Annotated in this window: 21 protein-coding genes; 12 read left to right on the top strand and 9 right to left on the bottom strand. The window is 69.5% G+C overall.

Features of this window, described 5'->3' with window-relative positions; all coding sequences use genetic code 11:
* Window positions 1–278 precede the first annotated feature (278 nt).
* Both G4D83_RS07090 and G4D83_RS07085 read left to right on the top strand, forming a co-directional pair.
* Window positions 279–3,062 (top strand): CHAT domain-containing protein, encoded by a 2,784-nt coding sequence (locus G4D83_RS07090; protein ID WP_240356228.1) that lies wholly within the window; start codon window positions 279–281, stop codon window positions 3,060–3,062.
* A gap of 42 nt (window positions 3,063–3,104) precedes the next feature.
* On the top strand, window positions 3,105–3,749 hold the full coding sequence (locus G4D83_RS07085) for a hypothetical protein (protein ID WP_163863916.1): 645 nt from the start codon (window positions 3,105–3,107) through the stop codon (window positions 3,747–3,749).
* A 66-nt stretch (window positions 3,750–3,815) separates the two neighbouring features.
* Here the strand turns inward: G4D83_RS07085 and G4D83_RS07080 are convergent, their stop codons facing one another.
* Both G4D83_RS07080 and G4D83_RS07075 read right to left on the bottom strand, forming a co-directional pair.
* Complete coding sequence (locus tag G4D83_RS07080; RefSeq protein ID WP_163863915.1) at window positions 3,816–5,411, bottom strand: TIGR02996 domain-containing protein; 1,596 nt, start codon at window positions 5,409–5,411, stop codon at window positions 3,816–3,818.
* Window positions 5,412–5,450: 39 nt separating this feature from the next.
* Entirely contained in the window at window positions 5,451–5,921 is a 471-nt protein-coding gene (locus G4D83_RS07075) for a YchJ family protein (protein WP_163863914.1), read from the bottom strand.
* A 124-nt stretch (window positions 5,922–6,045) separates the two neighbouring features.
* Between G4D83_RS07075 and G4D83_RS07070 the strand changes: the two genes are divergently transcribed.
* Both G4D83_RS07070 and G4D83_RS07065 read left to right on the top strand, forming a co-directional pair.
* On the top strand, window positions 6,046–6,939 hold the full coding sequence (locus tag G4D83_RS07070) for an undecaprenyl-diphosphate phosphatase (RefSeq protein ID WP_163863913.1): 894 nt from the start codon (window positions 6,046–6,048) through the stop codon (window positions 6,937–6,939).
* 16 nt (window positions 6,940–6,955) lie between these two features.
* A complete protein-coding gene (locus G4D83_RS07065) occupies window positions 6,956–7,579 on the top strand; it encodes an NUDIX hydrolase (protein WP_163863912.1) in 624 nt (207 codons plus the stop codon).
* Here G4D83_RS07065 and G4D83_RS07060 read toward each other — a convergent pair.
* A complete protein-coding gene (locus tag G4D83_RS07060; protein ID WP_163863911.1) occupies window positions 7,570–8,988 on the bottom strand; it encodes an MBOAT family O-acyltransferase in 1,419 nt (472 codons plus the stop codon). The two genes, G4D83_RS07065 and G4D83_RS07060, sit on opposite strands and share 10 nt — an antisense overlap.
* A 1-nt stretch (window position 8,989) precedes the next feature.
* Entirely contained in the window at window positions 8,990–11,872 is a 2,883-nt protein-coding gene (locus G4D83_RS07055) for a GDSL-type esterase/lipase family protein (RefSeq protein WP_163863910.1), read from the bottom strand.
* 124 nt (window positions 11,873–11,996) lie between these two features.
* On the opposite strand from G4D83_RS07055, the gene G4D83_RS07050 reads away from it, so the two are divergent.
* The 6 genes from G4D83_RS07050 to tpx all read left to right on the top strand — a co-directional run bounded on the left by G4D83_RS07050 (window position 11,997) and on the right by tpx (window position 18,870).
* Window positions 11,997–13,061, top strand: a complete 1,065-nt coding sequence (locus G4D83_RS07050; RefSeq protein WP_163863909.1) for a mannose-1-phosphate guanylyltransferase — start codon at window positions 11,997–11,999, stop codon at window positions 13,059–13,061.
* Window positions 13,062–13,262: 201 nt separating this feature from the next.
* On the top strand, window positions 13,263–15,212 hold the full coding sequence (locus tag G4D83_RS07045; RefSeq protein ID WP_163863908.1) for a protein kinase domain-containing protein: 1,950 nt from the start codon (window positions 13,263–13,265) through the stop codon (window positions 15,210–15,212).
* A gap of 249 nt (window positions 15,213–15,461) precedes the next feature.
* Window positions 15,462–16,832, top strand: a complete 1,371-nt coding sequence (locus G4D83_RS07040; RefSeq protein WP_163863907.1) for a phosphomannomutase/phosphoglucomutase — start codon at window positions 15,462–15,464, stop codon at window positions 16,830–16,832.
* Between the two features lie 2 nt (window positions 16,833–16,834).
* Window positions 16,835–17,386, top strand: coding sequence for an NADPH-dependent FMN reductase (locus G4D83_RS07035; RefSeq protein ID WP_163864349.1), 552 nt, complete (start codon window positions 16,835–16,837; stop codon window positions 17,384–17,386).
* A gap of 14 nt (window positions 17,387–17,400) precedes the next feature.
* On the top strand, window positions 17,401–18,333 hold the full coding sequence (locus tag G4D83_RS07030; protein WP_163863906.1) for an ROK family protein: 933 nt from the start codon (window positions 17,401–17,403) through the stop codon (window positions 18,331–18,333).
* Between the two features lie 18 nt (window positions 18,334–18,351).
* Window positions 18,352–18,870 (top strand): thiol peroxidase, encoded by a 519-nt coding sequence (gene tpx, locus G4D83_RS07025; protein ID WP_163863905.1) that lies wholly within the window; start codon window positions 18,352–18,354, stop codon window positions 18,868–18,870.
* Between the two features lie 49 nt (window positions 18,871–18,919).
* Here tpx and G4D83_RS07020 read toward each other — a convergent pair whose 3' ends face one another.
* Window positions 18,920–19,324, bottom strand: coding sequence for a hypothetical protein (locus G4D83_RS07020; protein ID WP_163863904.1), 405 nt, complete (start codon window positions 19,322–19,324; stop codon window positions 18,920–18,922).
* A gap of 133 nt (window positions 19,325–19,457) precedes the next feature.
* Here G4D83_RS07020 and G4D83_RS07015 point away from each other — a divergent pair, with 133 nt between their 5' ends.
* Window positions 19,458–20,264: a helix-turn-helix domain-containing protein gene (locus G4D83_RS07015; RefSeq protein ID WP_240356198.1), complete on the top strand. Its 807-nt coding sequence runs from the start codon at window positions 19,458–19,460 to the stop codon at window positions 20,262–20,264.
* Between the two features lie 36 nt (window positions 20,265–20,300).
* Here G4D83_RS07015 and G4D83_RS07010 read toward each other — a convergent pair whose 3' ends face one another.
* Genes G4D83_RS07010 through G4D83_RS07000 form a run of 3 tightly spaced genes read right to left on the bottom strand, consistent with a single transcriptional unit; the run spans window position 20,301 to window position 25,292 of the window.
* Window positions 20,301–21,635: a hypothetical protein gene (locus G4D83_RS07010; RefSeq protein ID WP_163863903.1), complete on the bottom strand. Its 1,335-nt coding sequence runs from the start codon at window positions 21,633–21,635 to the stop codon at window positions 20,301–20,303.
* The gene (locus tag G4D83_RS07005) at window positions 21,632–23,854 is read right to left on the bottom strand and encodes a hypothetical protein (protein ID WP_163863902.1); all 2,223 of its coding nucleotides are present in this window, start codon (window positions 23,852–23,854) and stop codon (window positions 21,632–21,634) included. Before G4D83_RS07005 ends, G4D83_RS07010 begins: the two co-directional genes overlap by 4 nt.
* Window positions 23,844–25,292 (bottom strand): hypothetical protein, encoded by a 1,449-nt coding sequence (locus G4D83_RS07000; protein WP_163863901.1) that lies wholly within the window; start codon window positions 25,290–25,292, stop codon window positions 23,844–23,846. Before G4D83_RS07000 ends, G4D83_RS07005 begins: the two co-directional genes overlap by 11 nt.
* A 170-nt stretch (window positions 25,293–25,462) precedes the next feature.
* Between G4D83_RS07000 and G4D83_RS06995 the strand changes: the two genes are divergently transcribed.
* Window positions 25,463–25,684, top strand: a complete 222-nt coding sequence (locus G4D83_RS06995; RefSeq protein WP_240356197.1) for a hypothetical protein — start codon at window positions 25,463–25,465, stop codon at window positions 25,682–25,684.
* Window positions 25,685–25,749: 65 nt separating this feature from the next.
* Here G4D83_RS06995 and G4D83_RS06990 read toward each other — a convergent pair whose 3' ends face one another.
* Entirely contained in the window at window positions 25,750–26,298 is a 549-nt protein-coding gene (locus G4D83_RS06990; RefSeq protein ID WP_176435197.1) for a M23 family metallopeptidase, read from the bottom strand.
* Window positions 26,299–26,343: the final 45 nt, after the last annotated feature.

Below are 26,343 nucleotides of genomic sequence, written 5' to 3'. Positions count from 1 at the left end.
GTGGCGCCTAGTCCACGGGCGCGTGGCACGGAGCCCACGTCGTGTGTCTCTGGTGGGGCGTGCTCCCTTGCGCGTCGTGCTCGGCCCGTTCTCCTCGCACCCGGGTCGAGGCTATTGGCTCGTGCCCCCGGGTGCAGGTGTCGGGGCCCTGCGGTGAAGCCCCCGCCCGTCAACTTCGGCCGCTCATGGGGAGGTCCACATCCCGGCGGCATCGCGATGACGAAAGAAGCGGCGTAGCGTCCGGCGGGAAGATTCTGGAGCCCTGCCGTTGGGTGGGCATGGGCTTCCAGGGCACATACGCGGGGAGTACGGCGGTGGATGACGGGTCCTGGTCCTCGATTCCGCGGCCGAGGTGGGCCGCGCTCATGGTGGTGGTGGGCATCGCGGGAGCCGCCGCTGTCGCGGCGGGTTTGCGCTCGCGGTGGAGTCCCACGCCCGTATCGCCGGAGCTGTTCCTGACCGGCGCTCCGGTGCGCACTCTGGAGGCGCGGGTGAGCTATCCCGGCGCGGACGTGCACCGTCCCTATGGACCGCTGCGCTCGGGAGATGCGGGCGGTCCGCCTCCGGCGCCGCTGAGCGAGTTGGCGCGGCTGGAGGCCGAGGGCGACATGCATGGGCTCGCGGCGGCCTATCTGGTGCGCCGCAACGCGGAGCTGGCCGCTCCCTATCTGGCGAAGGCGGGGACGTCTCCGGATGTGGCCAGCGACAAGGCCATCATGGCGTTGGACCAGGGGGACTCCGCCACGGCGCTGGCGCTGTTGGAGGGGGTGCTGAGCGCTCAGCCGAAGCATGCTCAGGCGCTGTGGAACCGGAGCCTGGTGCTGCGGGACTTGGAGCTGTGGGCGCTCGCCGCGCGCTCCTTCGACGCCGTGGCCGCGCTGGGGGAGCCAGGCTGGGCGGGGGAGGCGAAGACTCGCGCGGACGCGGCGCGCGCCCGACTGATGGGCACGGAGGACCGGCGCGAGATTTCGGCGCGGGGGCATGCGCTCGTGACGCAGGGCGAGCCCGTGTCCGCCGAGGTCCTCCGTGCCTACCCCGGCATGTTCCGCATGTACCTGTACGAGGCCATTCGCGCGGCGCCCTCGGTGGAGCGGCTGCGCGCGCTGGAGCCGGTGGCCGCGGTCCTGGATGCGCGCGATGGTGGCACGGCGCTGGGAGATGCCATCCACAGGGCGAGCGGACGCGACTTCCGGGTCCGCGCGCCCCTGGCCCGTCGCTACCTGGAGCTGTACCGCACGCACGAAGTCGCCGGTGGACTCGCCGCGTTCCTGGAGGAACTGCGGGACGCTGGCGAGGTGGACCTGTACCTGGGCGCGCTGGTGCGCGAGGAGAAGGTGGGGGAACGGCTGGAGGAACTCACGCCGCTCATCACTCGACTCGGAGACCCGTGGTTCACGCTCCTCTTGGAGCACGAGCGAGCCAGCGTGGCCATCTCCCGAGGAGAGCTGCTCCAGGCGGAGCAATACCTCCTGAGCGCCGCCTCGCTCTGCCAGCAGCATCCCTTCGGCTACCGCTGCATCCCGATTGAAGCGGACCTGGGTGATTTGTATCGCCAGCTCCACCGACTGGCGGAGTCCCACCGTCACCTCCAGGCCGCGCGCGCCCTGTACCGCGTGGACCCGAGGTGGGGCGAGACACAGCTCCTCCTCCAACTCGGGCAGCTCGCCCGCTACCAGGGTGACGCCGCTCAGGCGCGGGCCTACCTGGAGGAGGCGCTCGCGCAGCGTCCCGAGGACTGCACCATCCGCCACTTCGTCCGCTCGAACGACGCGCTGGCCTTGCTGGGCACCTTCTCCGTGGAGCCGGCCCGGGAGCGCATGCGCGAGGCGCTGTCCTGCAAGACGCCCTTGCTGCTCTCGGGAGCGAAGACGCTCTCGGACCTGGCGCGGCTGATGCCGGACCCGGAGCAGGACGCGCGGCTGGTGGCGGGCATGTCGGAGCGGCGCCAGCAGCACACGCTCACCCAGGGCGAGGCCGCGCTGCTCACGCACATCGAGGGGCGCTTCCTGGTGGAGAAAGACAGGGTGCGCGGCGAGGCGTTGCTCCGCCAGTCCATCGACGAAGCGCGACGCCTTCCGTCCACCAGCGTCGATGCGCGCAAGGCCCGCGCCTACAGCTACACGTCGCTGCTCTTCGCGGCGGCCCGGGCGGGAGAGTCGGAGAAGGCGTTCCAGCTCTTCGGCGAGGAGCTGGGCGGCGCGCTTCCTGGACAGTGCGTCCTCGCCGTCACCGTGGATGTCGAGCGGACGTTGGTGCTGGCGCGAGGCCCGGATGGACGGCTGGTGGAGCACCACGACGCGAGCCGCCGCACCCCGCTGGATGAGGAGCTTCAAGGGCTGGTTCCCGAGTCGGTGACGGCGATGCTGCGGGCGTGCCCGAGGGTGGAGGTGGTGGCGCGTCCTCCGCTGCATGGTCGCGCGGGGCTCCTGCCCGAGGACCTGGCGTGGGCCTACCACGTGGTGAGGCCACAGCCGTCCGTGCCGGCGACCAGCATGGGGCGTCGGCTGGTGGTGGCGGAGGTGCAGGCGCCCGCGTCGCTGGGGCTGCCCGCGCTCGGTGGATGGGCGGGGCTGCCTGGGGATGACGCCACGATGTTGTTGGGGCGGCAGGCCACGCCTTCACGGGTGCTGGAGGCGATGGCGGACGCCTCGCAAATCGAGGTCCACGCCCACGGCTTGATGAACCCGGATGTGTCCGAGGCGTCGCTCCTGGTGTTGTCCCCCGAGGCGGGTGGCCGCTACGCGCTCACCGCGGGCGAGGTGCGCGCGACGAAGCTGCGAGGCCAGCCCCTGGTCATCCTGGCCGCGTGCCGGGCCGCGCATGGCACCACCTGGACGTATGAGCGCTTCAGCCTGCCCGTGGCGTTCCTGGACGCGGGGGCACGCACGGTGCTCGCGGCGACGGTGGATGTACCCGATGCCGAAGCGGGACCTTTCTTCAATGCGGTGCGTGAGCGGATTCAGCGCGGAGAGCGCGCGGCGAATGCACTGCGAGACGTGCGGATGACGTGGATGCGGCGGGACCCGCGCAGTTGGGTTCGCTCCGTCCTGGTTTTTGAATGAGGGCGGGATGGGCCCGCCTGGTTCGAGTGGAGGGGGAAGACGATGAAGAACATGAACAAGTGGATGATGTGCCTGGTGCTCGTGGGTGCGGTGACGGGATGCCGCACGCTGGGCACGCGACCGGTGACGCCGAGCCCGTCGTGCCCCGAGCCCGGTCCGATGCCGAAGACTCCCAAGGTCCAACGCCTGCCGCCCAACGCGCGGTTGCCCGAGGGCGCCACGCAGATGGTCATCGGGCTGTGCCCCAGCACGGGCAGGTTCCTCGCGCTGGGCGTCAACCCCGGCCAGAAGACCTTCGCCTACGCCGTATCGGGTGACCGCGTCTCCAGCGAGGCGTTCCTCGCGCAGGTCCACCGCAAGGGCATCCCCACGACGACGTTCACCGCGCCGGTGAGGGCTCGGGGCGAAGGCTCCGTGGGGACCGACGCCGTCGACGCGGGCTCCAACCCGCGGCAGGGCAATCAGGGGGGAAACGAGGAGCAGAGCGCGCCACCGCCGTATGACCCCTGCACCAACCAGTCGGATGAGATTGGGGACAAGCCGCCGCCGGACCCGGAGGACGAGGGAGGTGCGGTGCCGGATGGCTTCGCGGCACTCGCCTGGAGGACCGCCAACGCCGTCGATGACACCAGTGACGCGGCTCCCGCTGCCAAGCCGTCGCCGTCCGGAACGACGGTGCCTCGCTAAGCGTGGGTGAAGTGACGAGGCCCGGAGACGTCACGCCGGGCCTCGTCGCGGTTCCTCGCGAGCGCTTCAGGTCTCGAGCGTGCCGCCGAGCGCTTTGACGCGTCGCTCGACTTCAGCCTTCACGTCCGAGCGCAGCCGATGGGCCATGGTGAGCTTCGAGCGCTCCAACCGCGCAATCTGTTCGAGTCCGGCGAGGAGGTCGTCGCGCACGAGCTGCTCGTAGGGCTCGTTCATCGTCGTGGTGAAGAGGTGGACCGCGTGCTTGCCACTTGGCTCGCGCACGAAACGGAAACCGCAGCTCCAATCCTTGGTGTCGTTGCGCACCAGTCGGAAGGTGATTTCCGGAACCTTCAGCGTCGGTACGAGCGAAAGGAACTCCAGCTCCGTCGAGGAGACCTGGGCGCCCACGTAGATGCGGATTTGGAGTCGCTCCAGCCTCGACACGAGCGGTGTCGCCAGGAAGTCGGAGACCCACCCGAGGAAGAGGAAGATGTCCAGGTGGCGCAGCGCGGGGAACGCGCTGGGGTCCTGGCCCAGCTCCGTCCATTGGTCCAAGGCGCCACGCATCGCGAGGGACTCGAGCCAGGGCATCTTCGCCAGCGTCTGCGTCATCACTTCGCTGTTCGCGAGCGAGCGCAGCGACTTCATCACCGGGTGCGTGGTGATGTCGTAGTCCCCGCGACCTTCCAGATGCTCCACCGTGGCCCACAGGGGATGGCCCGCCGTCTTCTGGATGGCGCTCCGGATGGCGCGCGCGCTGCCTTGCTTCAGCGCGGCGTGGGACAAGAAGCCCCGCGTGAAGACACAGTCGGGCTTGAGCACCTCGTCGAGCGGGCCGAGCAGCTCCTTTCGGGCGCTCTTGAGCAGCTCCCGCTCGCGCTTTCGCTCGGTGGCGGTGAGGGTCCGCCGGGTGGCTTCGAGCTGGAGCGCGATGAGCTCACCGCGAGGGTGGCCCTGCTCCAGCAGCACGTCGGCCAGCACCGCGCGGGCCTCTTCATCCTCGGGCTTCGCGAGCACCTGGGCCAGCAAGGTCTCCGCGTCCGCGGCGCTCCGGGGCTTCGGTGGCGCTGCTTCCTGGAGGGCCGTGTCGAGTTCAGCGAGGACCTTCACGTCGTCGGCTTGAAGCTCGGCGTCCTTGGCGTCCTCGAGCTGGGCGCGAATCCTGTTGATGTGGCCGGTGAGGAGCGTCCCGAAGGACGCCCGCGCGTCATAGTCCGAGCGCGCCTTCAGCATCGCGCTCGCGGCCTGGGCGTCCCGGACGCGGTGCGCCAGGGGCGCCAGCCGCGTCCAGAACGGGCTGGCCGAGGAACTGGTGAATGGCGGATCCACGAACCGGCTCGCGACCCAGCGGTCGATGCGCGGGTCCTCGGGCCAATCCGCGAGCGTCTCCAGCCGGCCGCGTCCCTTCACCGAGCCCTTGTCGAGCAGCGCGGCCAGCAGCGTCGTGAGCTTCGCCGCCTCGGGCTTCTTCGCGAGCGCATCCCAGTCCTTGGGCGGAGGGATGTCGCCGGAGAGCTTCTGTCCCACGGTGACGATGCGGTCGGCCAGCGCTGTGTGGGGCGCGGCGCGCCAGGCTACGAGCAGCCCATCGAGGACGGCCTTCCAGTTGCCTCGGTTCGCGGGCTCCAGCAGGGAGTCCAGCTTCAGTGAGGAGGAAGGCATCTGGCGCCTCGGTCGACGTGTGGGGGCCCGGACCCGGATTCACTTCGGGAAGTTCGCGAGCGTGAGGGATTCCGGAGGGACGGTCAGCTCACCGAGCATGAGCGTGTCACCGGAGAGGTAGCGCCAGCCGGTGCCGTCGTGGCGGAAGTCGGACCGCTCCACGAAGGAGCGCTCCTTGCCCTTCTCGAACACCTTCGCGAAGAAGAGCACCTGCGCGGTGCCCTGGGCGTCGGGCGCCTGACGGTCCATCACCACCAGCTTGGGGAACTGGTGGGCCTGGGCGAAGGCACGCAGCTCGCGCACCACCACGTCTTCGGGTCTCGCCCGGTCCGGGTGGCTGGGGTGAAGTGTCTTCCACAGGTACGTCGGCTCGCGCTGGGCGAAGGCGGCGTAGCGGCTGCGCATCAGTCGCTCGGCGTCCGGCGGTTCGGCTTCGCCCCGGTGGAAGGGGGCGCAGCACTCGCGGTAGCGCAGTCCGGAGCAGCAGGGGCACGGAGGGGCAGGGGGCATGGCGCGCCCTTCAGCCTACCTGGACGGGGCGCCCAGGGGGACGCCGCGTGCTCGCCTCGCCACAGACGCGGAGGTTCGCCCTTGCTGGCGGCGGTGTCCGGGCATACATCCCGGGACCGCGCCTATGAGCCTCCTTGAAGCCATCGTCCTGGGACTGGTCCAGGGTCTCACCGAGTTCTTGCCCATCAGCTCCACCGCCCACCTGCGCATCGCGCCGGAGCTGTTCGGGTGGAAGGACCCGGGGGCCGCGTACTCGGCGGTCATCCAACTGGGCACGGTCGCCGCGGTGCTCATCTACTTCCGCAAGGACATCGTCTCGCTGGTGACGGCCTTCTTCCGCGGGCTGGCGAAGCGCGAGCCCTTCGGCACCGTGGAGTCCCGGCTGGCGTGGTTCGTGTTGGTGGGCACGCTGCCCATCGGCATCTGCGGGCTGGCCTTCAAGAAGGCCATCGAGACGCAGTTCCGCTCGCTCTATGTCATCTCCGGCAGCCTCATCGTCCTGGCCATCATCCTCTTCGTGGTGGAGAAGCGCGCCTCGCACAAGCGGACGCTGGCCGACATGACGTGGCGGGACGGCATCCTCATCGGCCTGTGGCAGGCGCTGGCGCTCATCCCCGGCTCGTCGCGCTCGGGCACGACGCTCACGGGCGGTCTGTCGCTGGGGCTCAAGCGCGAGGACGCGGCGCGCTACTCGTTCCTGTTGTCCATCCCCGCCACCTCGCTGGCGGGCATCTTCGAGCTGAAGCACCTGCTGCAAGCCACCGAGCGACCCAGCGCCGTGTCGCTCTGGGTCGGCACCCTGGTGGCGTTCGCCTCGGGCATGGCGGCCATCGCGTGGTTGTTGAACTACCTGCGCTCGCGCACGACGCTGGTGTTCGTGGTGTACCGCGTGGCGCTCGGCCTGCTGCTGCTGGGCCTGCTCCAGGCGGGCAAGCTCAAGCCGCTGTCCGGCGTGGAGAACCTGGACGTGCCTCGCGAGCCGGGGAAGCAGCAAATCGAGAAGCAGATCACCGACTAGTGGGGAGGCGGGCGTCGTGAGCGTGGAGGCGTTGTTCCAGGGGGTGGAGGCACGGCTGTCGGCGCGTCCCGCTCGCAATGTGGACCTGCCGGGGCTCGTGCTGCGCGAGGCCTCCGTGCTGGTGCCGTTGTTCGAGCGCGACGGCGTGCCGCACGTGGTCTTCACCCGACGCCCGGCCACCCTGCGCACGCACGCCAACCAGTACAGCTTCCCGGGCGGAGGCCGCGACGCGGAGGACCTCACGCCGCTGCACACCGCGCTGCGCGAGACGGAAGAGGAGCTGGGCATCGACCGGCGCGGCGTGCGCGTGCTGGGCATGCTGGACGAGGTGCCCACCATCTCCCAGTACCGCGTGCGGCCCTTCGTCGGCGTGATTCCAGGGGACGGCAAGTACCAGCCCAGCCCTGAAGAGGTGGCCTTCATCCTGGAGGTGCCACTCGTCAGCCTGATGGACCCGGCCATCCTCCGCGTCGAGCGCAAGGAGGTCTTCGGCGCCGAGCGCGACTTGTACTTCTACACGTACGACACCCACGTCATCTGGGGCGCCACCGCGCGCATCCTCCGCGACTTCCTGGGGCAGCTCGCGCAGGTGCCCGGCCTGGAGTCGGTGCTCACCGCGCCCGGACGGCGTCAGAACTGAAGGTACACGTACGGCCGCGTCTCCACGGCCGACAGGTGGCGGATGCCCAGGCCCAGCACGACGAGGGCCACGGCGCGCACCGGCACCGGCATCCGGACGAACACCTCCGACGCCACCGTGTAGAGCTTCATCGGCACCACGTGGAAGAACACCGCCGCCGCCAACATGCCCCACACCAGCGGGCTGACGTTGGCGATGCCCGGCACGCCCTCCATCATCCGTGCGTAGAACTCCCCCGCGTGCGTCATCGTCTTCGCGCGGAACACCACGCGCGTCAGCACGACGATGGTGAACGTGGCCAGCATCCCCATCGCGATGCGAGGGACACCCGGCTTCTCCGGCTTGCCCACCCACCACTCCCAGCACCGTGACAGGCCCAGCACCGCGCCGTGCACGCCACCCCAGACGGCGAAGCGCCAGTCCGCGCCGTGCCACAGGCCACCCAGCACCATCACCGTCATCAGGTTGAACAACACCCGAGGCTTCGACACCCGGTTGCCGCCCAGTGGCCGGTACAGGTAGTCCCGCAGCCAGGTGGACAGGCTCATGTGCCACCGGTTCCAGAACTCGCCCAGGTTCTTCGCCAGGTACGGCCGGTTGAAGTTCTCCGGGAACTTGAAGCCGAACAGCGCCGCCACACCCAGCGCGATGTCCGAGTAGCCCGAGAAGTCGTAGTAGAGCTCGAAGGTGTAGGCGATGGCCGCGACGATGCACTCAGCGGAGGCGTACTTGTCCGGCGAGGCGAACACCGGGTCGACAATGCCGCTGCCCAGCACGTCCGCGATGACCAGCTTCTTCACCAGACCCACGGCGATGCGGAACATCGCCTGTCCGCCTTCTTCCGGCGTCAGCGTGGGCACGTCCTTGAAACGCGCCATCAGCTCCGACGCGCGGACGATGGGCCCGCTCACCACGCGCGGGAAGAAGAGCATGTACAGCAGGTGCTCGATGAACGAGTGCTCGGAGCTGGCCTTCCCCCGGTACACGTCCACCGTGTAGCTGATGGCCTGGAAGACGAAGAACGACAGGCCCAGCGGCAGAATCAAATCGAACGGAGTCTCGCGAACATGGATGCCCCAGGATGCGGGCACCAATTCCAGCGCCGTCTTGCGCAAGAGCTCCAGGTACTTGAAGCCCGCGAGCAACCCCAGGTTCGACACCACGGACAGCGTGACGAACAGCTTGCGCACGCCCTGCGACGTCGCGCGTCCCATCCCCTTGACGAGCAGGTGGTCCACCGTGACGCCGATGAGGAAGATGATGAGCGGGAAGGGCGTGAAGGCCGCGTAGAAGTAGACGCTGGCCACCAGCAGCACCAACAGGCGCGGCCAGTAGTGACGGTGCACCGCCCAGTACAGCGCGAACACCGCGATGACGAAGACCAGGTACTGGAGGCTGTGCGACAGCACGTCAGTTCCCCTCCATGCGCGCGGTCGGCTCGGTCTTCTTGCGCAGCTCGTACGCGGCCAGGAAGTCCCGCGCGAAGCTCGCCGCCAGTCGCTCGTAGCCCTCCGGCGTCAGGTGCACGCCATCCGCGTGGCCCAGCACCGGACGGGAACGCTGCCAGCGCAGCATCGCCCGCTCACCGCCCATGGCCGCGCGCGGAGACCAGTAGGCGCAGCCCGCGTCCCGAGCCACCCGAGGCAGCGTGTCCAGCACCGACGCCAGCGCGGGCGCCTCCGTCCAGCGGCCATTCGAGTCCTGCGCCAGCCGGTCCGTGGGGCCCATCAACAGGCACTCGGCGTTGCCGGTGGCCTTGCGCAGCCGGGCGATGAGCGCGGGGTAGTCGTTCGCCACCGCCGCCGCGTCCAGGTCCGACTTGCCGGCCTCGTTGGTGCCGTACCAGAAGACGAGCAGGTCCGGCCGACGCGAGGCGAGCTGCGCGTCCACCGCCGCCGCATCCATGCCTCCAAGCGTGGAGGCCATGGCTCCGGGCAACCCCAGCGCGTCCAGCACCACGCCCGGCGTGTCGTACTCCAGCGCGGCGCCCAGCACGGTGACGCCGCTGCCTTCCGGTGCCATGACTTCCACCTCGTGCGAGGGGCCGGTGACGGGGAAGGAGCGGATGCGCACCATCGGCGCGGTCAGCGGCTCCGGCAACGGCGCATCAGGAGGCATGTCCTCGCCATCCACGCGAATGTCCGGCGCCTTCGCGTCCGGCACGTCGAGCGCGTACAAGTCGAGCCGCCCCGTCGTCGAGGCCTTCGCGTTCGGGCAGTCCTTGCAGAACTGGATGCGCAGCTTCGCGCCCGGCGAGCCCACGGCGCGGATGCCGGTGAGGCCCCACAGTCCGCCCGGCTCGGCCTCCATCGCGTCCTCCACCTTCCAGTCGCCCACCAGCTCCCGCGCCACGCGCGCGTTCTCCAGGCGAGGGGACGCCTTGCCCGCGGCGATGAAGCCCCGGCCCGCGTCCCCGAAGCGCTTGGTCAGCACCCCGCGCACCGCGTCCGTGAAGTAGTGCGAGGCGGTATGCGACGCGCCGAGCTGGGCGATGCCCACGCGCAGGGCCTCGCCGGACTCGCGGCGGCGCAGCCGGTCGAACGTCTTCGTCAGCGCGGTGTCCGCGTCCTGCAACCCCGGCGCATCCGCCACCGGCACCAGCGGCGCGTGCACCTTCGCGAAGCTTCGCTGGAGCGCCAAATCAAAGAGATGACCGAGCAGGTCCGAGCCCTTCGCGCGCGGGTGCACCAGGTCCTCCAGCATCAGCCCGGCCTCCAGCCACCGGAGGGCCGCGCCCTCGCCACCCATGGCGGTGTACGCGTCCCAGAAGGCACAGCCACCCAGGCGCGCCTCCTCGCGGAAGATGTCGGAGACCTCCTTGGAGCCTCGACGCGGCACCAGCTCGCCGCCCATGGTCCGCACGCCCGCGTCGATGGGCGACATGACGAGGCACGCCGCGTCCGGCACGTTGGCGCGCACGCGCGACACCAGCTCCTTCATCTGCGCGCGCACTTCCTCCAACGTGGTGCGGTCGCGTGAGAAGAAGAACGCCTCGTTGCCGCCGACCATCAGCACCACCATGGCCGGCTTGCGCTGACGGAGCTGCGCGCGGAAGGCCGCGGGCTGGGCTCGCAGGTACACCTCCGCCATGCCGCCCAACAGGCCCACCGTGTCGTAGATGACGCCCGGCGTGCCCGTCTCCAGCGTCACGCCGTGCAGCTCCACCTTGCCGGACGTGGTGAGTGACAGCGTCTTGGCGCCCTCGGGCAGATTCACTCGCGCGAAGGCCGCCTCTGACTTCGTCTTGGAGAAGCCGCGCGTCTGGATGCGCTGCAGCGGCCGGCCATCCACGGAGAGCTGCACGGAGCCGCTGGACGGTTGGGCGAGGAAGAACAGCTCCGCCACCCGCGAGCCCTCCACGTCGTACTTCGTGCTCTGCGAGCCGCTCGCCGAGGTGAAGGCCACGCCCGTCCAGCCCACCCTGTCGCGGGGCCACTTGGTGTCCACCAGCCGGGCAATCTCCCAGCCGTCCGAACCCCGTCCGGAGCGCGTCCACCGGCCCGCGCTGGCGGGGCGGGTGATGAAGAGGAAGCCCTTGCCGCCCGAGCCGAAGCGCTCCTGGAGCCTGTCTCGCACCACGTCGGTGATGTAGTCCGATGCGACGAGCGAGTCCCCCAGGTGCACCACGCGCACCGGTGTGCGTCGCGTGTCCGCGCGCAGCTCCGTCAGCGCCCGGTGGAAGGGGGCGAGCCCGTCCTCCTCACAGGTGCCGTCCGCGCGCGCCTTGCGGCAGTTGGGCTCGATGTCGACGTGCTGGGCGCTCATCCGCTCGCGCAGCGCCTCCAGCTCCACGGCGCGCGCCAGCGACGGCGCGCTCAGCTCCTCCAGGCCGATGCCCGGCACCGTGGGCACCGCGGGCGTGGGCACCGCGTCCACCACCTCCGTCCCCGCATCGTCCGCCGGGTCCTCTTCCGGCACCGCGTCCTGCTTGGGCGTGTCCGACGCCACCGCCTCGATTTCAGGGGGCGGGGCGGGACGGCCTCCGGTGAAGGACGCGGGCAGCGCCAGCGCCACCAGCTTCGAGCCCAGGGGGCCTCGCTGGAGACTGGGCAGGGGGCGCCACGACTCTGGAATCGGGGCGAGCGAAAGCCCCAGCGCCAGCGCGACGGTGAGAACGAGCGTCAGCCCGGTGGTTCTGGCCTTGAAGAAGTCCAACAGCGCGGCATGAGACTGGCTTTTCGGGGGCGGGTCAAAACTCTCGCCACTCAGAGCCGCTTCATCGTCCGGAGGGCGGACAGGCGGGCTCGGGGGCTCTGAAGGTGGGAGGCGCAACGGCCTGGGCGGGGGCTTCATGGGAAGCGGCTCCCCTCTTTCCCGGAAAGGCCGAAACGCTATGGTGCGCCGCCATCCACGCTGGGGGAAGACCCTGGCGCCTCCCGCTGGCGACGAGCCGGCACTCGCAGGAGTCGTACCCCGCATGGCCCTCTATCCCGTCATCATGGCCGGTGGCTCCGGCACTCGCTTCTGGCCCCTGTCCCGTCAGGCGCGGCCCAAGCAGTTCCTGCCCCTGGCCTCCAAGCTGCCGCTCATCACCGACACCGCGGGCCGCCTCAAGGGCCTGTCGACGGTGAAGAACACCTTCATCGTGTGCGGCCCCCTGCACGCGAAGGCCGCGGCGAAGCTGGTGAAGGGCCTGCCCAAGGCGAACATCCTCGTGGAGCCGGTGGCTCGGAACACCGCGCCCGCCATTGCCCTGGCAGCCGTGCACGTGGCCGCGAGGGACCCGAAGGGCATCATGGTGGTGCTGCCCTCGGACCACCACGTCGCGGACGTGGCCGGCTTCAAGCGCACGCTGGAGGAGGCGGCCCGCATCGCGGAAGGCGGGCACATCGTCACCCTGGGCATCCAGCCCAACCGACCTGAGACGGGCTACGGCTACATCCAGGTGGGTGACGCGCTCACGGGCGGTGGCCGGGGCGTGAAGGCGTTCAAGGAGAAGCCCGACGTCGCGACGGCGAAGGCCTATGTCTCCTCGGGCGAGTACCTGTGGAACGGCGGCATCTTCGTCTTCCGCGCGGACGTCATCCTGGCCGCCTTCGAGCAGCACATGCCGGAGATGAAGAAGGGCCTGTCCGCGCTGAGCAAGGTGGCGGGCAAGCGCACGTTCGGTTCGGTGCTGAAGAAGGTCTTCCCGAAGCTGCCCTCCATCTCCATCGATTACGGCGTCATGGAGAAGGCCTCCAACATCGCGGTGCTGCCCGGGGACTTCGGCTGGTCCGACGTGGGCTCCTTCGCGGCGATTCCGGAGGTCCGCCCGGCGGACGAGAACGGCAACGTCATCTCCGGCGCCTCGGCGGTGGTGGTGGACTGCAAGGGCTGCGTGGTGCTCGCGGACAAGCGCCCCCTGGCCGTCGTCGGCCTCACGGATGTCGTGGTGGTGGACTCCGGTGACGCGGTGCTGGTGGTCCCCCGCGAGAAGAGCCAGGACGTGCGCAAGGTCGTGGAGGCGCTCAAGGCCCGCAAGCTTCAGAAGTATCTGTAGGCGCAGGCGCCCAGTGTGCGCTGGAGAAACTTCCGACCCGGGGGCTGAAAGAACTTCCGCTTCGTGGGTAACGGGTTTCCCCGGGTTCTCGTCCCGTCGGGAGGTTGTCCTGTCCGGTGGGTGACGAAGCCGGGGGTGCACGGGGGTTGCAGTGTCGTCGCCGCCCGCCCCATTCCGGGGCGGCAGGGGCGGTGGGCGAACATGGCATGCAGGCACTGCGCGGTGGAGCATCCGGTGGGCACGGGCTGTCCCCGGGCGCCTTCGCTGGAGGGGCAGCGTCACGGTCCGCTCGTGCTGCGCCAGTCGCTGGGAGCCGGAGCGCTCGGCACGGTGTACCTGGCCGAGCACCAGCCCACGGGCCACCGCTTCGCGGTGAAGGTGCTGCACCCGCACCTGGCCGCCCAGCCCATCGTTCGCGCGCGCTTCCAGGCGGAAGGCCGGGCGCTGCGCACGCTGAAGCACCGCCACGTGGCCCGCGTGCTCGACGTGCGCCGGGGGCCCGGTGGCCTGCCCTGCATGTTGATGGAGTACGCGGAGGGCGAGCCCTTCTCGCGACTGCCCATGCCGCTGGCCTCGGCGGAGGTGGTGCTGCTGCTGGCCCAGGCGCTGTGCGCGCTGGAGACCGCGCACTCGCGAGGGCTGGTGCACGGTGACTTGTCCGCGGACAGCCTCATCCTGACGTGGGACTCGCGCGGTGAGCGGCAGGTGAAGGTGCTCGACTTCGGCACGCAGGCGGTGCTCTCCGCCAGCCTCTCTCCGGAGGAGCGCGCGTGCGGCATGGTGGTGGGCTCGCCCGCCTTTCTCGCGCCCGAGCAGTGGGCGGGGGACGCGGTGGATGGGCGCACGGACCTGTATGCCCTGGGCGTGGTGGGCTACCTGCTGGCCACTGGAAGGCTGCCCTTCGGCTTCGGCCGCGTGGGCGGGATTTCTCCCACGGAGCCGCACGTGCTCAATCCGCGCGTGCCTCCCGCGCTCTCCACGGTGTTGCTGCGCGCGCTGGCCCAGCGTCCCGGAGAGCGCTTCCCGGACGCGCGCTCCTTCCGCGAGGCGCTGCTGGAGAGCCAGGGCATCGGTCGGCTGGAGCCCTCTTTTCCGTCGCGCACGCGCACGTCGAAGGGCGGCGTCTCCATCTTCGGGCACATCCTCCCCGAGGATGGCGCCACGCCGCTGCATGTGGCGCTGCGCGACGCGGCCCATGGCAACGCCGCGCCGACGGAGGTGAAGCCGCCGAGCATGGAGTCGCCGCGAGGGCTGGGCGTGCGGCTGGGGTTGGCGACGGACACGGAGCTGGTGTCCGTGCGCGTGGGCGACGTGACGGTGGACGGTTTCTTCGCGACGTGGTCGGGGCCGCTGCCGGAGCTGGCCTCGCAGCTCCCGGTGGAGCTGTCACTGGGAGGCCGCAAGGTGGCGTGCGACTGCGACGTGGTCCGCCACGTGACGCGCGACGAGGCGCGGGCGTGGGGCGGGGCGTCGGGCCTCTATGTCCAGTTCGCGGGCGAGGCGGCGCGGGAGCTCCTGGGCCGCGCGCTGGGCGTGGGCGTGACGCGGGGGGCGCTGGACGCGGAGCCCGTGCCGGACGCGGAGCTGGCGCGGCTCCTGTCTCGCGCGGCCGCCGTGGCGAAGGACCCGTATGCCCTGCTGGGCGCGCTGCCGCACGAGGACTTCGAGCAGGTGCGCCGCCGCGCGAGCGCCGCGCTGCGCCGGCTGAACCTGTTCCGTCAGCGCGCGCTGCCGCTGGGCCAGCGTCAGGCGCTGGAGTCGCTCCTGCGCCGCGTGGAGGCGGCCGGACGCGTGCTGGGCGAGCCCGTGTCGCGCGCCGGCTTCGATGCCACGCGAGGCAACCTCGCGGGGGTGGCGCGCTGCCTGGACGCGGGCCTGACGGAGACGCAGGCGGAGGTGCTGCGCCGGGCCTTCCTCGCCGCGCGTCCCCTGGCCGAGTCGCGGGCCCGGGCCCTCTTCACTCAAGGGCACGCGCTGGAGGCCCGAGGCTCGCTGGACGCCGCGCTGGAGCGCTACATGGAGGCCCTGTCGTTGGATCCGCTCAACGCCTCCTGGCTGCGCCACTCCCAGGAGCTGCGCGGGCGGGTGCGCCAGGGCGCCGTCACCCGGAGCCTCGAGTCCCGGGGCCTGGAGGCTGTCACCACGCACTGAGTGACTCCCCCGTGACACCCTCCGCGTCCCGGGAGGGCTGGGGGCCCTGGAGCACGGACCGCCGCCTGCCCGACAGTCGGGCATGGCCGGGGGTTGATTGGCACCCCAGGGACTTGTGAAGGGTCCCCGAAGGGCCTCAGTTCAGCAGGTTGCGCGCCTGTGTCGGCGGGTGCCGGGAATCCTGGCGCTCGTGTAGAGTCCGCCGCCCTCTGTCATGCCCTCCGGTTTCGCGAGGGCGGGGACACCTTCATGAACGCGCATATCTTCCGCGAGTACGACATCCGAGGTCTGGTCGATAAGGACCTCACCGCCGAAGTGGTGGAGCTCTTGGGCAAGGGCCTGGGCACCATCATCCGGCGCAAGGGCGGCCGCTTCATCGCCGTGGGCCGCGACTGCCGCGAGTCCTCCACCCGCTTCCGCGACTCGCTCTGCGCGGGCCTCACGTCCACCGGCCTCAACGTCTTCGACGTGGGCGTCGTCCCCACGCCGCTGGTCTACTTCGCCGCCAACACCCTGCCGGTGGATGGCCTGGCCATGATTACCGGCAGCCACAACCCGCCGGAGTACAACGGCTTCAAGGTGGGCGCGGGGAAGACGACCTTCCACAGCCACGAAATCCAGGCGCTGCGAAAGCTCATCGAGGCCGCTGACTTCGAAGTCTCCGCCACGCCCGGCACCGTCACCCCGTTCGACATCATCACCCCGTACAACCACTTCGTGAAGCAGACGGTGAAGGTGGGCCGCAAGGGGATGAAGATCGTCATCGACGCGGGCAACGGCACCGGTGGCGCCATCGCCGTGCCGCTGTTCGAGAGCATGGGCTTCGAAGTCGTGCCCCTGTTCTGTGAGATGGACGCGACGTTCCCCAACCACCACCCGGACCCGACGGTGGTGGAGAACCTCCAGGACCTCATCGCCGCGGTGAAGCGCGAGAAGGCGGAGGTGGGCATCGCCTACGACGGCGACAGCGACCGCATCGGCGTCATCGACGACCAGGGCAACATCCTCTGGGGTGACCAGATCATGGTCCTCTTCAGCCGCTACGTGCTGAAGGACAGCCCGGGCGCGGCCATCGTCGGCGAGGTGAAGTGCAGCTACACGCTGTACGACGATATCGCGAAGCGCGGCGGCAGGCCCATCATGTGGAAGGCGGGCCACTCCCTCATCAAGGCGAAGATGAAGGAGGAGCACGCGGAGCTGGCCGGAGAGATGAGCGGCCACATCTTCTTCAAGAACCGATACTTCGGCTTCGACGACGCGGTGTACTCGTCCGCGCGCCTGCTGGAGATTCTCACCCACGAGAAGCAGAAGCTGTCCGAGCTGCTCTCCGACGTGCCCAAGACGTTCGCCAGCCCCGAGCTGCGCTTCGACACGAAGGAAGAGAAGAAGTTCGAGATGGTCAAGCGCGCCACGGAGACGCTGCGCGCGGCGGGCCACGACATCATCGACGTGGACGGCGTGCGCGTGACGTTCCCCGACGGCTGGGGCCTCATCCGCGCCTCCAACACGCAGCCCATCCTCGTCCTCCGCTTCGAGGCCAACACGCAAGAGCGCCTCAAGGAGATCCAGGAGCTCATCGAGGGCACCGTGGCCCGCGTGCAGAAGGAAGTGGGTGGGTGAGCATGTCGTCGCCTCGCATCCTCGCCATCAGTGGAAGTCTCCGTAACGGTGGGTTCAACCAGCTGCTCCTGGCGGTGGGCGTCGAGAAGGCCCGCGCGCTGGGGGCCGAGGTCGATGTCGTGGACCTCAAGTCGCTCGGCATCCCCCTCTATGACGGTGACGTGGAGGCCCAGGGGCTTCCCGCGCCCGTCGTCGCGCTGCGCGAGCGGGTGGGCAAGGCCCAGGGCTTCCTCTTCTCGAGCCCCGAGTACAACTCGTCCATTCCCGGTGGCCTGAAGAACGCCATCGACTGGGCGTCGCGCGCGCCGGGCCGGCTGTTCCAGGGCAAGTGGGCGGCCATCATGGGCGCGAGCCCCGGCAACTTTGGCACGTCGCGCATGCAGCCTCACCTGCGTCAGGTGATGTCGTCGGTGGGCGCGCTGGTGCTGCCCAACCAGGTGCACCTGGCGAAGGCGGCGGAGGCCTTCACGCCCGAGGGCACGCTGAAGGACGAGGCGAAGAAGAAGGAAGTCGAAGCGCTGGTCACCGAGCTGTTCGGCCGCGTGAAGGGCTGAGAAAGGACACCGCCATGGCGACGCTTGGAATCGACCTGGGTGGAACGTTTGCCCGCGCCGCGGTGGTGGACGCGGCGGGGAAGGTGCTCGCATCGGCCAAGGTGGCTCTGGAGGAGCGCAGCCCGTCCGGAGTGGTGGAGACGATTGCCCGAGCGGCGTCCGAGGCGGTGAAGTCCGCGGGCGTCGTGGTGGGCGGCTGTGGAGTCGGCGCGGCGGCGCAGATTCACAAGGACTCCGGCGTGCTGTCGGTCGCCCCCAACCTGGGCTGGCGCAACGTGCCGCTGGGCCAACTGCTCACGGACCGGCTGGGGCAGAAGGTGAAGGTGGTGAATGATTTGTCCGCCGCCGCCTGGGGTGAGCTGCACGCGGGCGCGGGGCGTGGCGCCCAGGATTTGCTGGTGGTCTTCGTGGGCTCGGGCGTGGGCAGTGCCATCATCGCCGGTGGACACCTGCTGGATGGCGCGGGCGGCGTGGCGGGAGAGCTGGGCCACATCAAGGTGGTGCCGGGCGGCCGGCGCTGCGGCTGTGGCGAGCAGGGGTGCCTGGAGGCGTATACCGGCGGGCACAACCTCATCGCGCAGTCGCGCGAGCTGCTGGCGGCCGGGAGCTCGCCCGCACTGGCGGAGCTGGTGGGGAATGACGCCTCGAAGCTGACGCCGGTGACGCTGGAGCAGGCGGCGGAAGCAGGCGACGTGGCGGCTCGGGAGGTGTATGAGCGGGCCGCGCAGTTCCTGGCGCTGGCGGTGGCCAACCAGGTGACGGTGTTGAACCCGGCGCGACTCATCCTGGGAGGTGGGGTGTTGAACCACTGCCCCGGCATGCGGCGCCGGGTGCTGGAGGGTGTGCGGGCGTGGGCGTCCCAGACGTCCCGCGAGGGGTTGCTCATCGCCGACGCGGAGCTCGGTGACGACAGCGGCCTCATTGGTGCGGCGTTGCTGGCCGCGTGATGAGAGGAGCGCGGATTCATGGCCGAGTTCAAGTACCAGGTCACCTACCGGGGACAGCCGGTGACGCTGGAGGGGGATGGACAGGTGCAGGTGGGCGACGTCGCGCCTGACTTCACCGTGTTCAAGGGGTTCTTCGAGTCCCACCAGCTGTCGGAGCTGAAGGGGCAGGTGGTGGTGTTGAGCGTGGCGCCCAGCGTGGACACCAAGGTCTGCGCCATCCAGCTGCGCATGTTCAACAAGCAGGCGACGGACATGGGGCCGGACGTGAAGGTCTGGTACCTGAGCCTCGATTTGCCCTTCGCCCTCAACCGCTTCAGCGCGGCCGAGGGCATCAACAACGTCGCGGTGCTGTCGGACTACAAGAACCGCGAGTTCGCCCGGAAGTACGGCCTGTTCATGAAGGAGCTGGGCCTCTTGGCGCGCAGCACCTTCGTGGTGGGGCGGGACGGCCGCGTCGTCTTCCGGGAAATCGTCCCGGAGATGATGCACGAGCCGGACTACGACGCCGCGCTGGAAGCGGTCCGCAAGGCGCTCTGAGTCGTCGAGCGCCGCGCCGCTTCCAGGCGCGGGTGTTGTGTGAAGCGCTTCAGGCGGGCACCACGCGGGCCTGCTTGACGGCCATCAGTTCGAGGCAGGTGAAGCCCGCCACGGCGATGGCCTGCACCAGGGTGAAGGCCTGCCCCCAAATGGTGGGCTGCACCCAGCCCGAGGCGAGCAGGACGAAGCTGTCCACCGTCCACAGCACGTTGGCGACGATGACGGCCCAGACGAGCGCCCGGTGGACGAGCGGGCGCATGGCCAGGAAGACGAGCAGCGCGGCGAAGGGCAGCAGGCTGAGGCCCGCCGAGCGCAGCAGCGTGACGTGCAGGCCCAGGAAGTCACTCAAGGGCCCCGCGGCGAAGAACATCAGGGCCCCGGTGGCGCCGCTGATGAGACCGTCGGCGAGCAGGACGTGGCCCAGCAGGGTGCGGGAAGCGGGAATGGCGCTCATGGAGGTGTCCTTGGGAGAGCGGCGCCGGAGAATCCGGCCGCCGTGTGAGACACAAATTGCGCGCCGGGGGATTTGAAGTCGATTACGTGCGAGGTAATTGGAGCGCTTCCCCCGCGTTCCTAGTGTCAGGGGCATGATGATGCCGAGCCGTCCGGTGGGAGAGTTGCTGCGGGAGTGGCGTCAGCGCCGCAGCTTGAGTCAGCTCGATTTGGCATGCCGCGCGGACGTGTCGGCGAGGCACGTGAGCTTCCTGGAGACGGGGCGCTCCACTCCGAGCCGGGACATGCTGCTGCATCTGGCCGAGGAGCTGGACGTGCCGCTGCGCGAGCGCAACGCGTTGCTGGTGGCCGCGGGCTTCGCACCGGTCTATTCGGAGAACGAGCTGGATGGGCCGAGGATGGGCGCGGCGCGCGAGGCGGTGGAGCTGGTGCTCTCCGGACACGAGCCCTATCCCGCGCTCGCGGTGGACCGGCACTGGCAGCTCGTCACGGCCAACCGCGCGGTGGGCGTGTTGTTGGAGGGTGTGCCCGTGGAGCTGCTCCAGCCTCCCATCAACGTGCTGCGGCTGAGCCTGCATCCAGAGGGCTTAGGCCGGCGCATCCTCAACCTGGAGCAGTGGCGCGCGCACGTGCTGACGCGGCTGCAGCGACAGGTGTCGAGCACGGCGGACGTGACGCTGATGGCGCTGCTCGACGAGCTGCGCGCGATGGGGGCTCCGAGCAGTTCGGCGGAGCCGGACTACGCGGGCGTGGTGGTGCCTCTGCGAATCCAGACACCGAGAGGTGTCCTGTCCTTCATCGGCACGACGACAGTGTTCGGCACGCCGGTGGACATCACCCTGGCGGAGTTGGCGATTGAGTCGTTCTTCCCGGCGGACGCGGCGACGGGGGAGCTGTTGCGCAAGGCCGCGGCCGAGGCAGCGCGTCACTCCGACGCGTGATTCCTGCTCGACCCGGCGAGGAGTGGCAGTGCCAGATCAGCCCCGGTACCGCTCTGCCTCACGGAAGAACTGGGTGAGCGAGTAGTCGAGTAGCGACTGGCGGGACTGCATGTGCCGGCGGGCGCGGAGGAACGGCAGCCAGACGCGCTTGCCCACCCGCACCTGGGACTCCTCCCTCTTCTTGCGCAGCACCCACGTCCCGCCCAACCGTCGCACCAACACGTCTCCCAGGTAGGCCCCTAACGCCGGAGCGGTGTGACTGTCGATGAGTTCGCGCGTGTACCGCTCTGGGAAGTTCTCCCTCCAGAAGTAGAAGTCCAGGTCCGTGAGGGACTCAGGCGTTTCATCCATGATGGAGGGCAGCTTGGTGTGCAGCGCTGCCACGAGGCCCTCGGACAGGTCTCCATAGGAAGTGAGGACGCGCTCCGGATTCTCCACGTCCGATGGAAGGGCGGCAGGGAGCCACTCCTCCGGCTCGGGTGGCCGGAAGGCGTTGAGTTCGGCGATCTTCTGTTGCCGCTCGCTGATACCGAACTCGTCCGGAAGCCGATTCAAGAGCGGCGCCACGTCAGGGTGGAAGCGCGGCTCGACGGGGACGAGTGCGGCGCTGCGCTCCCTCAGCGTGCGCAGCACTGTGTCGAAGTCGAGGTCCGGCCTCAGGTGGACATGGGCGCGGGCCTGCGCGACACGCGCCTCGTCACTATCGAAGTCAGCGGCAGTGGGGCGCAGCACCAACAGGACGGCGCCATTGGGGAGTTCCTCCACGAGGTGCGCAGGCGTCGAGAGCATCCGCTCACGACCTACGCTTTCTACGAGCTTGGGGCCGAAGACGTTCAGCCAGCACAGCTCATAAATCTTGTCGAACCCGTCCCGCCGCCGTGTCGCATCGTCACGACCGAAGGAAGGAGCGCCCGCGAGGCTCAGGTCGGCAAGGCTGTGTGCTGCGGCATAATCCGAAGGATACAGGGAGGTCCAAGCACGGGCCGCTGCCACAAAACCACGACAGGTCTCCACGTCAGCGAAGACTGAGAGTGGCTGCACACTGATGCTGACCCACAACATGGCCTGTTCGTCCTCCGGCCCGAGATTGAGCACCAGCGACACGCTGGGATTCTCCGAACGGACAAGCCCGATGATCGTTCCGTATTCAGTGCGGCGCTCCTCCATCGCTCGCCACACCGCATCTCGGGAGTATTTCCGAGTGCGACTCGACTTGACGAAAGTCGGCATCCACCCGTTGGCGCTCTCTTCAAGAGCATCAAGGAAGGGAGCCACTTCGCGCTTCAACCCGTTCCTCGGGTCGTAGGCTCCAGCAAAGGAGAAGTGCAGACTATCCACCCTGCTCAGGTCACGCAGCGTCAGCACTTTCATTGAAACAGCACCTCCACGCCCTTGATATTGCGCTGCGCCGCATCTGCCGCGTTGTCCAACGCGAATCGTCCTTCAGGCAGAAGATCCTTACCCTCATAGACGAGGCGTACCCTTCGAACATCCGCCTGCTGTCTCATGCCAGCCCGAAGAATCTTCAACGTTCCTCCGTAGAACGCCATTGCGTTACTGGCGTCCGTATTCAACTGCACCGCCAGCGCATTGCGGTCCAGAGCGGCGAGGTTACGACTCTTGAAGCTGAACGTCTCCACCCGAGGTGGCTGACCCGGTGAGGGGCGCTCCTCGATGACGAGGACGTCGACGTAGCGAAAGTCCACCTTCGACACGCCCACGTGCGTCTCGATGCGAGGCTGTTCGAAGTCCCCAAGCCAGCGCCGCTGTGCGCGGGGCAACGCGGCGTCCGCCTCCAGGATGGCGACCATGGCATTCTCGAAGGCCATGCCCCGAGCATAGTAGGCGCGCATCCCTTCGTAGCCCTCCCACTTGAGGGGGCCCTTGACGGCTTCACCATCTCGAATCTCCTTCAGCCGTCTCTTGCGGTAGGCCACGTACTCCCGCCAGAGCGCGGCTCCCGTCTCGACTCCTGGCGGCGGTTCATTCAGCTGGGACGCCAGCTTCTTCAGCAGCTTCACATCCTTCGGGAGCCGTGGACCCGAGGACTCCAGCTCCGCCTGGAACAGCTTGGCCTTCGCTGCCTCCGTGGCGGACACCTCTGCGTTGCGCGCGAAGAGGTCCGAGCCGCCAGCCCGCTTCTCCGCCGCGCCCTTCGTGGCCGCGGGACGGGCGGACTCGCGACTGGCAACACCTCTCGTCGATGCCGCGCTGGGGGACTCGCGGCTGGCCTCCGCCAGCATCGCCTGCGCCTTCGCGGGGTTTCCGCGCGCCTCGTACAACGCCAGCAGCCCCGCCTCGCCCCACTCGGCGGCCACCAGCGCGCCCTCGCGGCTCGCCTGGAGGTAGCGCAGCAGCTCGCGCGCGGCGTTGATGCCCAGTTGCTCTTCCAGGCGCGCCATCAGCGCCTTCATCCCGCCCACGTCGAGCGCCGGCATCTGGAGCCGCCGTGGCCCTCCGCGCGCCTCTACCAGGGCCCGTGCGCCCTTGCCCCCGGCGTACACCGCCACTGCCAGCGCGGCCGGCGCCAGTTCGCGCGTGGCCTGTTCGTACCTGCCCTGCGCCAGCGAGGACGCCCCGTGCCCCGTCCCCACCACCAGGTGGTAGAAGCCCACCGGCACGCCGAAGGTGAGGTGGTCGAAGACCCCCGCCGAGACGCTTCCCGGCGAGTAGTGCCGCTCCATCAACGCCTTGTGCACTTCGTCGAGGGCGGCCTGGTAGGGCGGTGGCAGTTGCCCACGCAGCGCCATGAGCTCCGTGTACCGGGCCTCACCGCTCACCAAGGTGCTGGAGAGCATGTCCCGGCCCGCGCGTCCCAGCCCGCGCAGCACGTCGCGGCCCTGCTCTCCCCGCTCCGGGAAACCTTCCAGCACCAGGCCCCGCCGCTTCAGCTCCTCGCGAACGGCGGCCATGGCGCCCAGCGTCTCCGCCACCTGCTTGTCGCGCGCCAGTAGTTGCACCAACTCACGCAGTTCATCGTCGAAGGCGGAGTGAAGGACGAAGAGCGCGAGCACCTCGGCGTGCGGCACGCCGTACTTCTCAGTGGCCGTGACAAGGAAGGCCGCGCGCTTGCGCCCGAGGACTTCCGAGGCTCGTGCATCCAGCGGACCGAGGGCGCCCAGGCGGACGGAGTCCCAGTCCGTGAGGGACTCCACCAGTGCGGCCATGTCCACGCCGTGTTGCATGGCCACGAACTCCGCGGGCGAGGCACACGCCAGGAATGGCGCCAGCACCTCACGGCTGGAGTCCAGGTGGGGCCAGCCCGAGGGCAAGGCCTTGCCTCCACAAGCGACATGCCCACGCCCCCCTGACACTCTCGGGCTCTGCCCTTCCCCATGCTCGCCGTCATCGGCGACGGGCTCTCGTCGACGGAGCAGCGGCTCCTCATCTCCCTCTGCCTCGGAAGCGGAGCCTGTCTCTCCCGCCACACCGCCCACCGCGCTCCTCACCCCCTGGGCGGAAGCAGCGAAGGGCCTGAAGGCCAACGTGCCCCCATGGCCAGGACGAGTGGGAGATGAGGCACAGCCCGCGCTGACCACCACCGCCAGCAGCAGGCTCAGGCGCGCACGCACCAGACGCTCAGCGCACATTGTCCATCCCCAGGCCCACGGCGACGAAGGCGCCAGGCCGAAGCGTCCCCTCCGCCGTCGGGAGCAGCAACGTGCCGCCTTGCCCGACCGCGTACAGCTTCCCTCCGAGGAAGCGCCAACGTGCCTCTCCCGAAACGAGGTAGCGCCCCCTCGGCTCGCCGATGCCCACCGCCAGCCCAGCGACTGCCACCGTGACGTCTCGGTGGAAGACCTGCACCTCCAGCCGGCCGTCCACGTCCACGCGGCCCCAGTTGAAGACCTCCGCGCCCATCGTCAGGCGCAGGTGGCGATTGCCCAGGGTGCGCAGGCGCTCCGCGTCCCAACTCAGAATCACCTCGCCATAGGCCGAGTACCCTTTCGGGAAGGGCACGTCCGCCAGCGGCACGGAGACCGGGCCCGCCACCTGAAAGCGTGCGAGCTCGTAGTCCGGTCCAAAGGTGCCCTGGCGAAAGCCTCCGCGCTGCATGCGCCCCTCCAGGCGAGCTCGCAGGTCCATCGTCGACGACACGGACTCAACGCCCACGCCAGCCACCGCCCCCCACGCACCCCCCTCACCTGGACGCCCACCCCAACCGCCCACCCCATGCAACTCGAAGTCGCGGTCCTCCCGCCTGCTCCTCACGAGGATGGCGGTGCCGTCCAGGTGCGCCAGCGTCAGGGGTTCCGAGGCGCCACCTGCCCGCCCCCAGTCGTGCACCGCCGACAGCGCCAGCGTGTAACGCGAGGACTGACGAGGCCGACCGAAGAGGACGTGTTGCACATCCAGGGACACCTCCGCGCCCGCCAGCCGCGCGCCCCGCACATCCGAGGCGAAGGCTTCCGCGTACACCGGTCCCAACCTGCCCGTCGCCACCGCACCGGCGGGGTGGTAGTCCGGGTTGCCACGGTTGTTGTACCGGCGCACCAGGTGTCCGGACAGCAACGTGTAGGACTCCAGGGCGCCCACCCACAAGAAGTTCGGCGCGTCGCCGCCCACGGTGAGGAGGCGCACCACCTGCCCCCAGTCAGACAGCGTGTCCCAGTCTTCCTTCCTCACCGGGCCGGCGTCTTCTCCGCCGCCCCACAGCCGCAGCCGCACCGGTGCCCCCAGGTTGAGGCGGAACGTCCCGCGCTTCGCCATTCGCACGGTGGGCTCCAGTTGCACGAAGCCCTCGTCCTCCCGCGCGCCGCGTCGTGGCAGGAGCGTCAGCGACGTCGCTTCCATGCGCAGCAACCGCGTCCACCGCGAGCCCACCTCGGTGATATCTGCTGCTGAAGGGTCCTCCTTGGGGGCAATCTCACCATCCTCGGAGGCCGGTTCGAGCGGTGCTTCCTCAGCCCGCTCGATGGAGGGGGCGTCTCCTTCCGGCACGGCCTGGGGCGCGCCGATTTCCTCCGCCCACGCCACTCTGGGTAGGAGCAGCAGCAACACCACGGCCCAGCTTCGACGCATGAACATCGATGCCCCTTGTGCCTGCCCCAGCAGGGGACGGGAAAGACAGAGGTTCCCTGGCCGGTCCGACACGACGTCGGGCGGCGGACGGATGCACGAAATGGAGAGAGCCGCTGACCGCCTGACCGGGTCAGGTCGCCCTTGTGCGATTCGAGCGCCGTGACGGACCGGGGTCATTGAATCGCAGGCGGAACCCGACTGCGCGGGCGTGGTTGCCGCTGCGAATCCAGACACCGAGAGGTGTCCTGTCCTTCATCGGCACGCCGACGGTGTTCGGCACGCCGGTGGACATCACCCTGGCGGAGCTGGCGATTGAGTCGTTCTTCCCGGCGGACGCGGCGACGGGGGAGCTTTTGCGCGAGGCCGCGGCCGACGCGGCTCGACACACCGACGCCTGAAAAGAGGGACGCCCCGTTCCGGCCATAGGGTAACCGGAGCGGGGCGCGGGGTGTGGCGACCGCGACTACAGCGTGGGGGTACCCACGCGATTGCTGCAGTACGCATTGGTGCCGCACGTGGTGCCGACGCTGGTGTACCAGGCGGTCATGCGGGTGCCGTACTGACGGTTGTCCGCGTGCACGTGCGCGCCGGTGCTGTTGCCCGTGGAGCCCACGAGGCCGAGCGCGCAGCGGTCACACGTCTTGGAGCCGGAGGACACGTTGGAGTTCAGGTGGAGCTGACGGAAGTCCCAGCCGGTGGCGCCGGTGACGACGTAGTAGTTGCCCGCGCCGCCGTTACACGTGGTGCCTCCGCTGCAGTTGTTCGCACAGCCGCCGTAGTAGGCGTAGTACCGGCTGACGTTGATCATCCCCCGGTGGTTCCACTCGCCGCACGTGCCGTTGCTCATGTCGAGCGCGTTGTGGCTGCTGCCCGAGCACGAGTAGTACGTCGTGGAGCCCACGCGAGCGGCCGTGTCACAGATGGCGCCCACCGCCGTCGCGGACAGCGCGCTGGTGGTCCATCCCGCCACGGTGAGGGCCACCGTGGCCAACATCCACTTCATTGCCTTCATGAAAAACCTCCTCTGGGTTGTGTCGCTGCGGCACTGCGGTGATGC

The sequence above is a fragment of the Myxococcus eversor genome (genome assembly GCF_010894455.1).
GTDB classification, from domain to species: Bacteria; Myxococcota; Myxococcia; order Myxococcales; family Myxococcaceae; genus Myxococcus; species Myxococcus eversor.
This window is presented reverse-complemented; position numbering and strand designations above follow the sequence as displayed.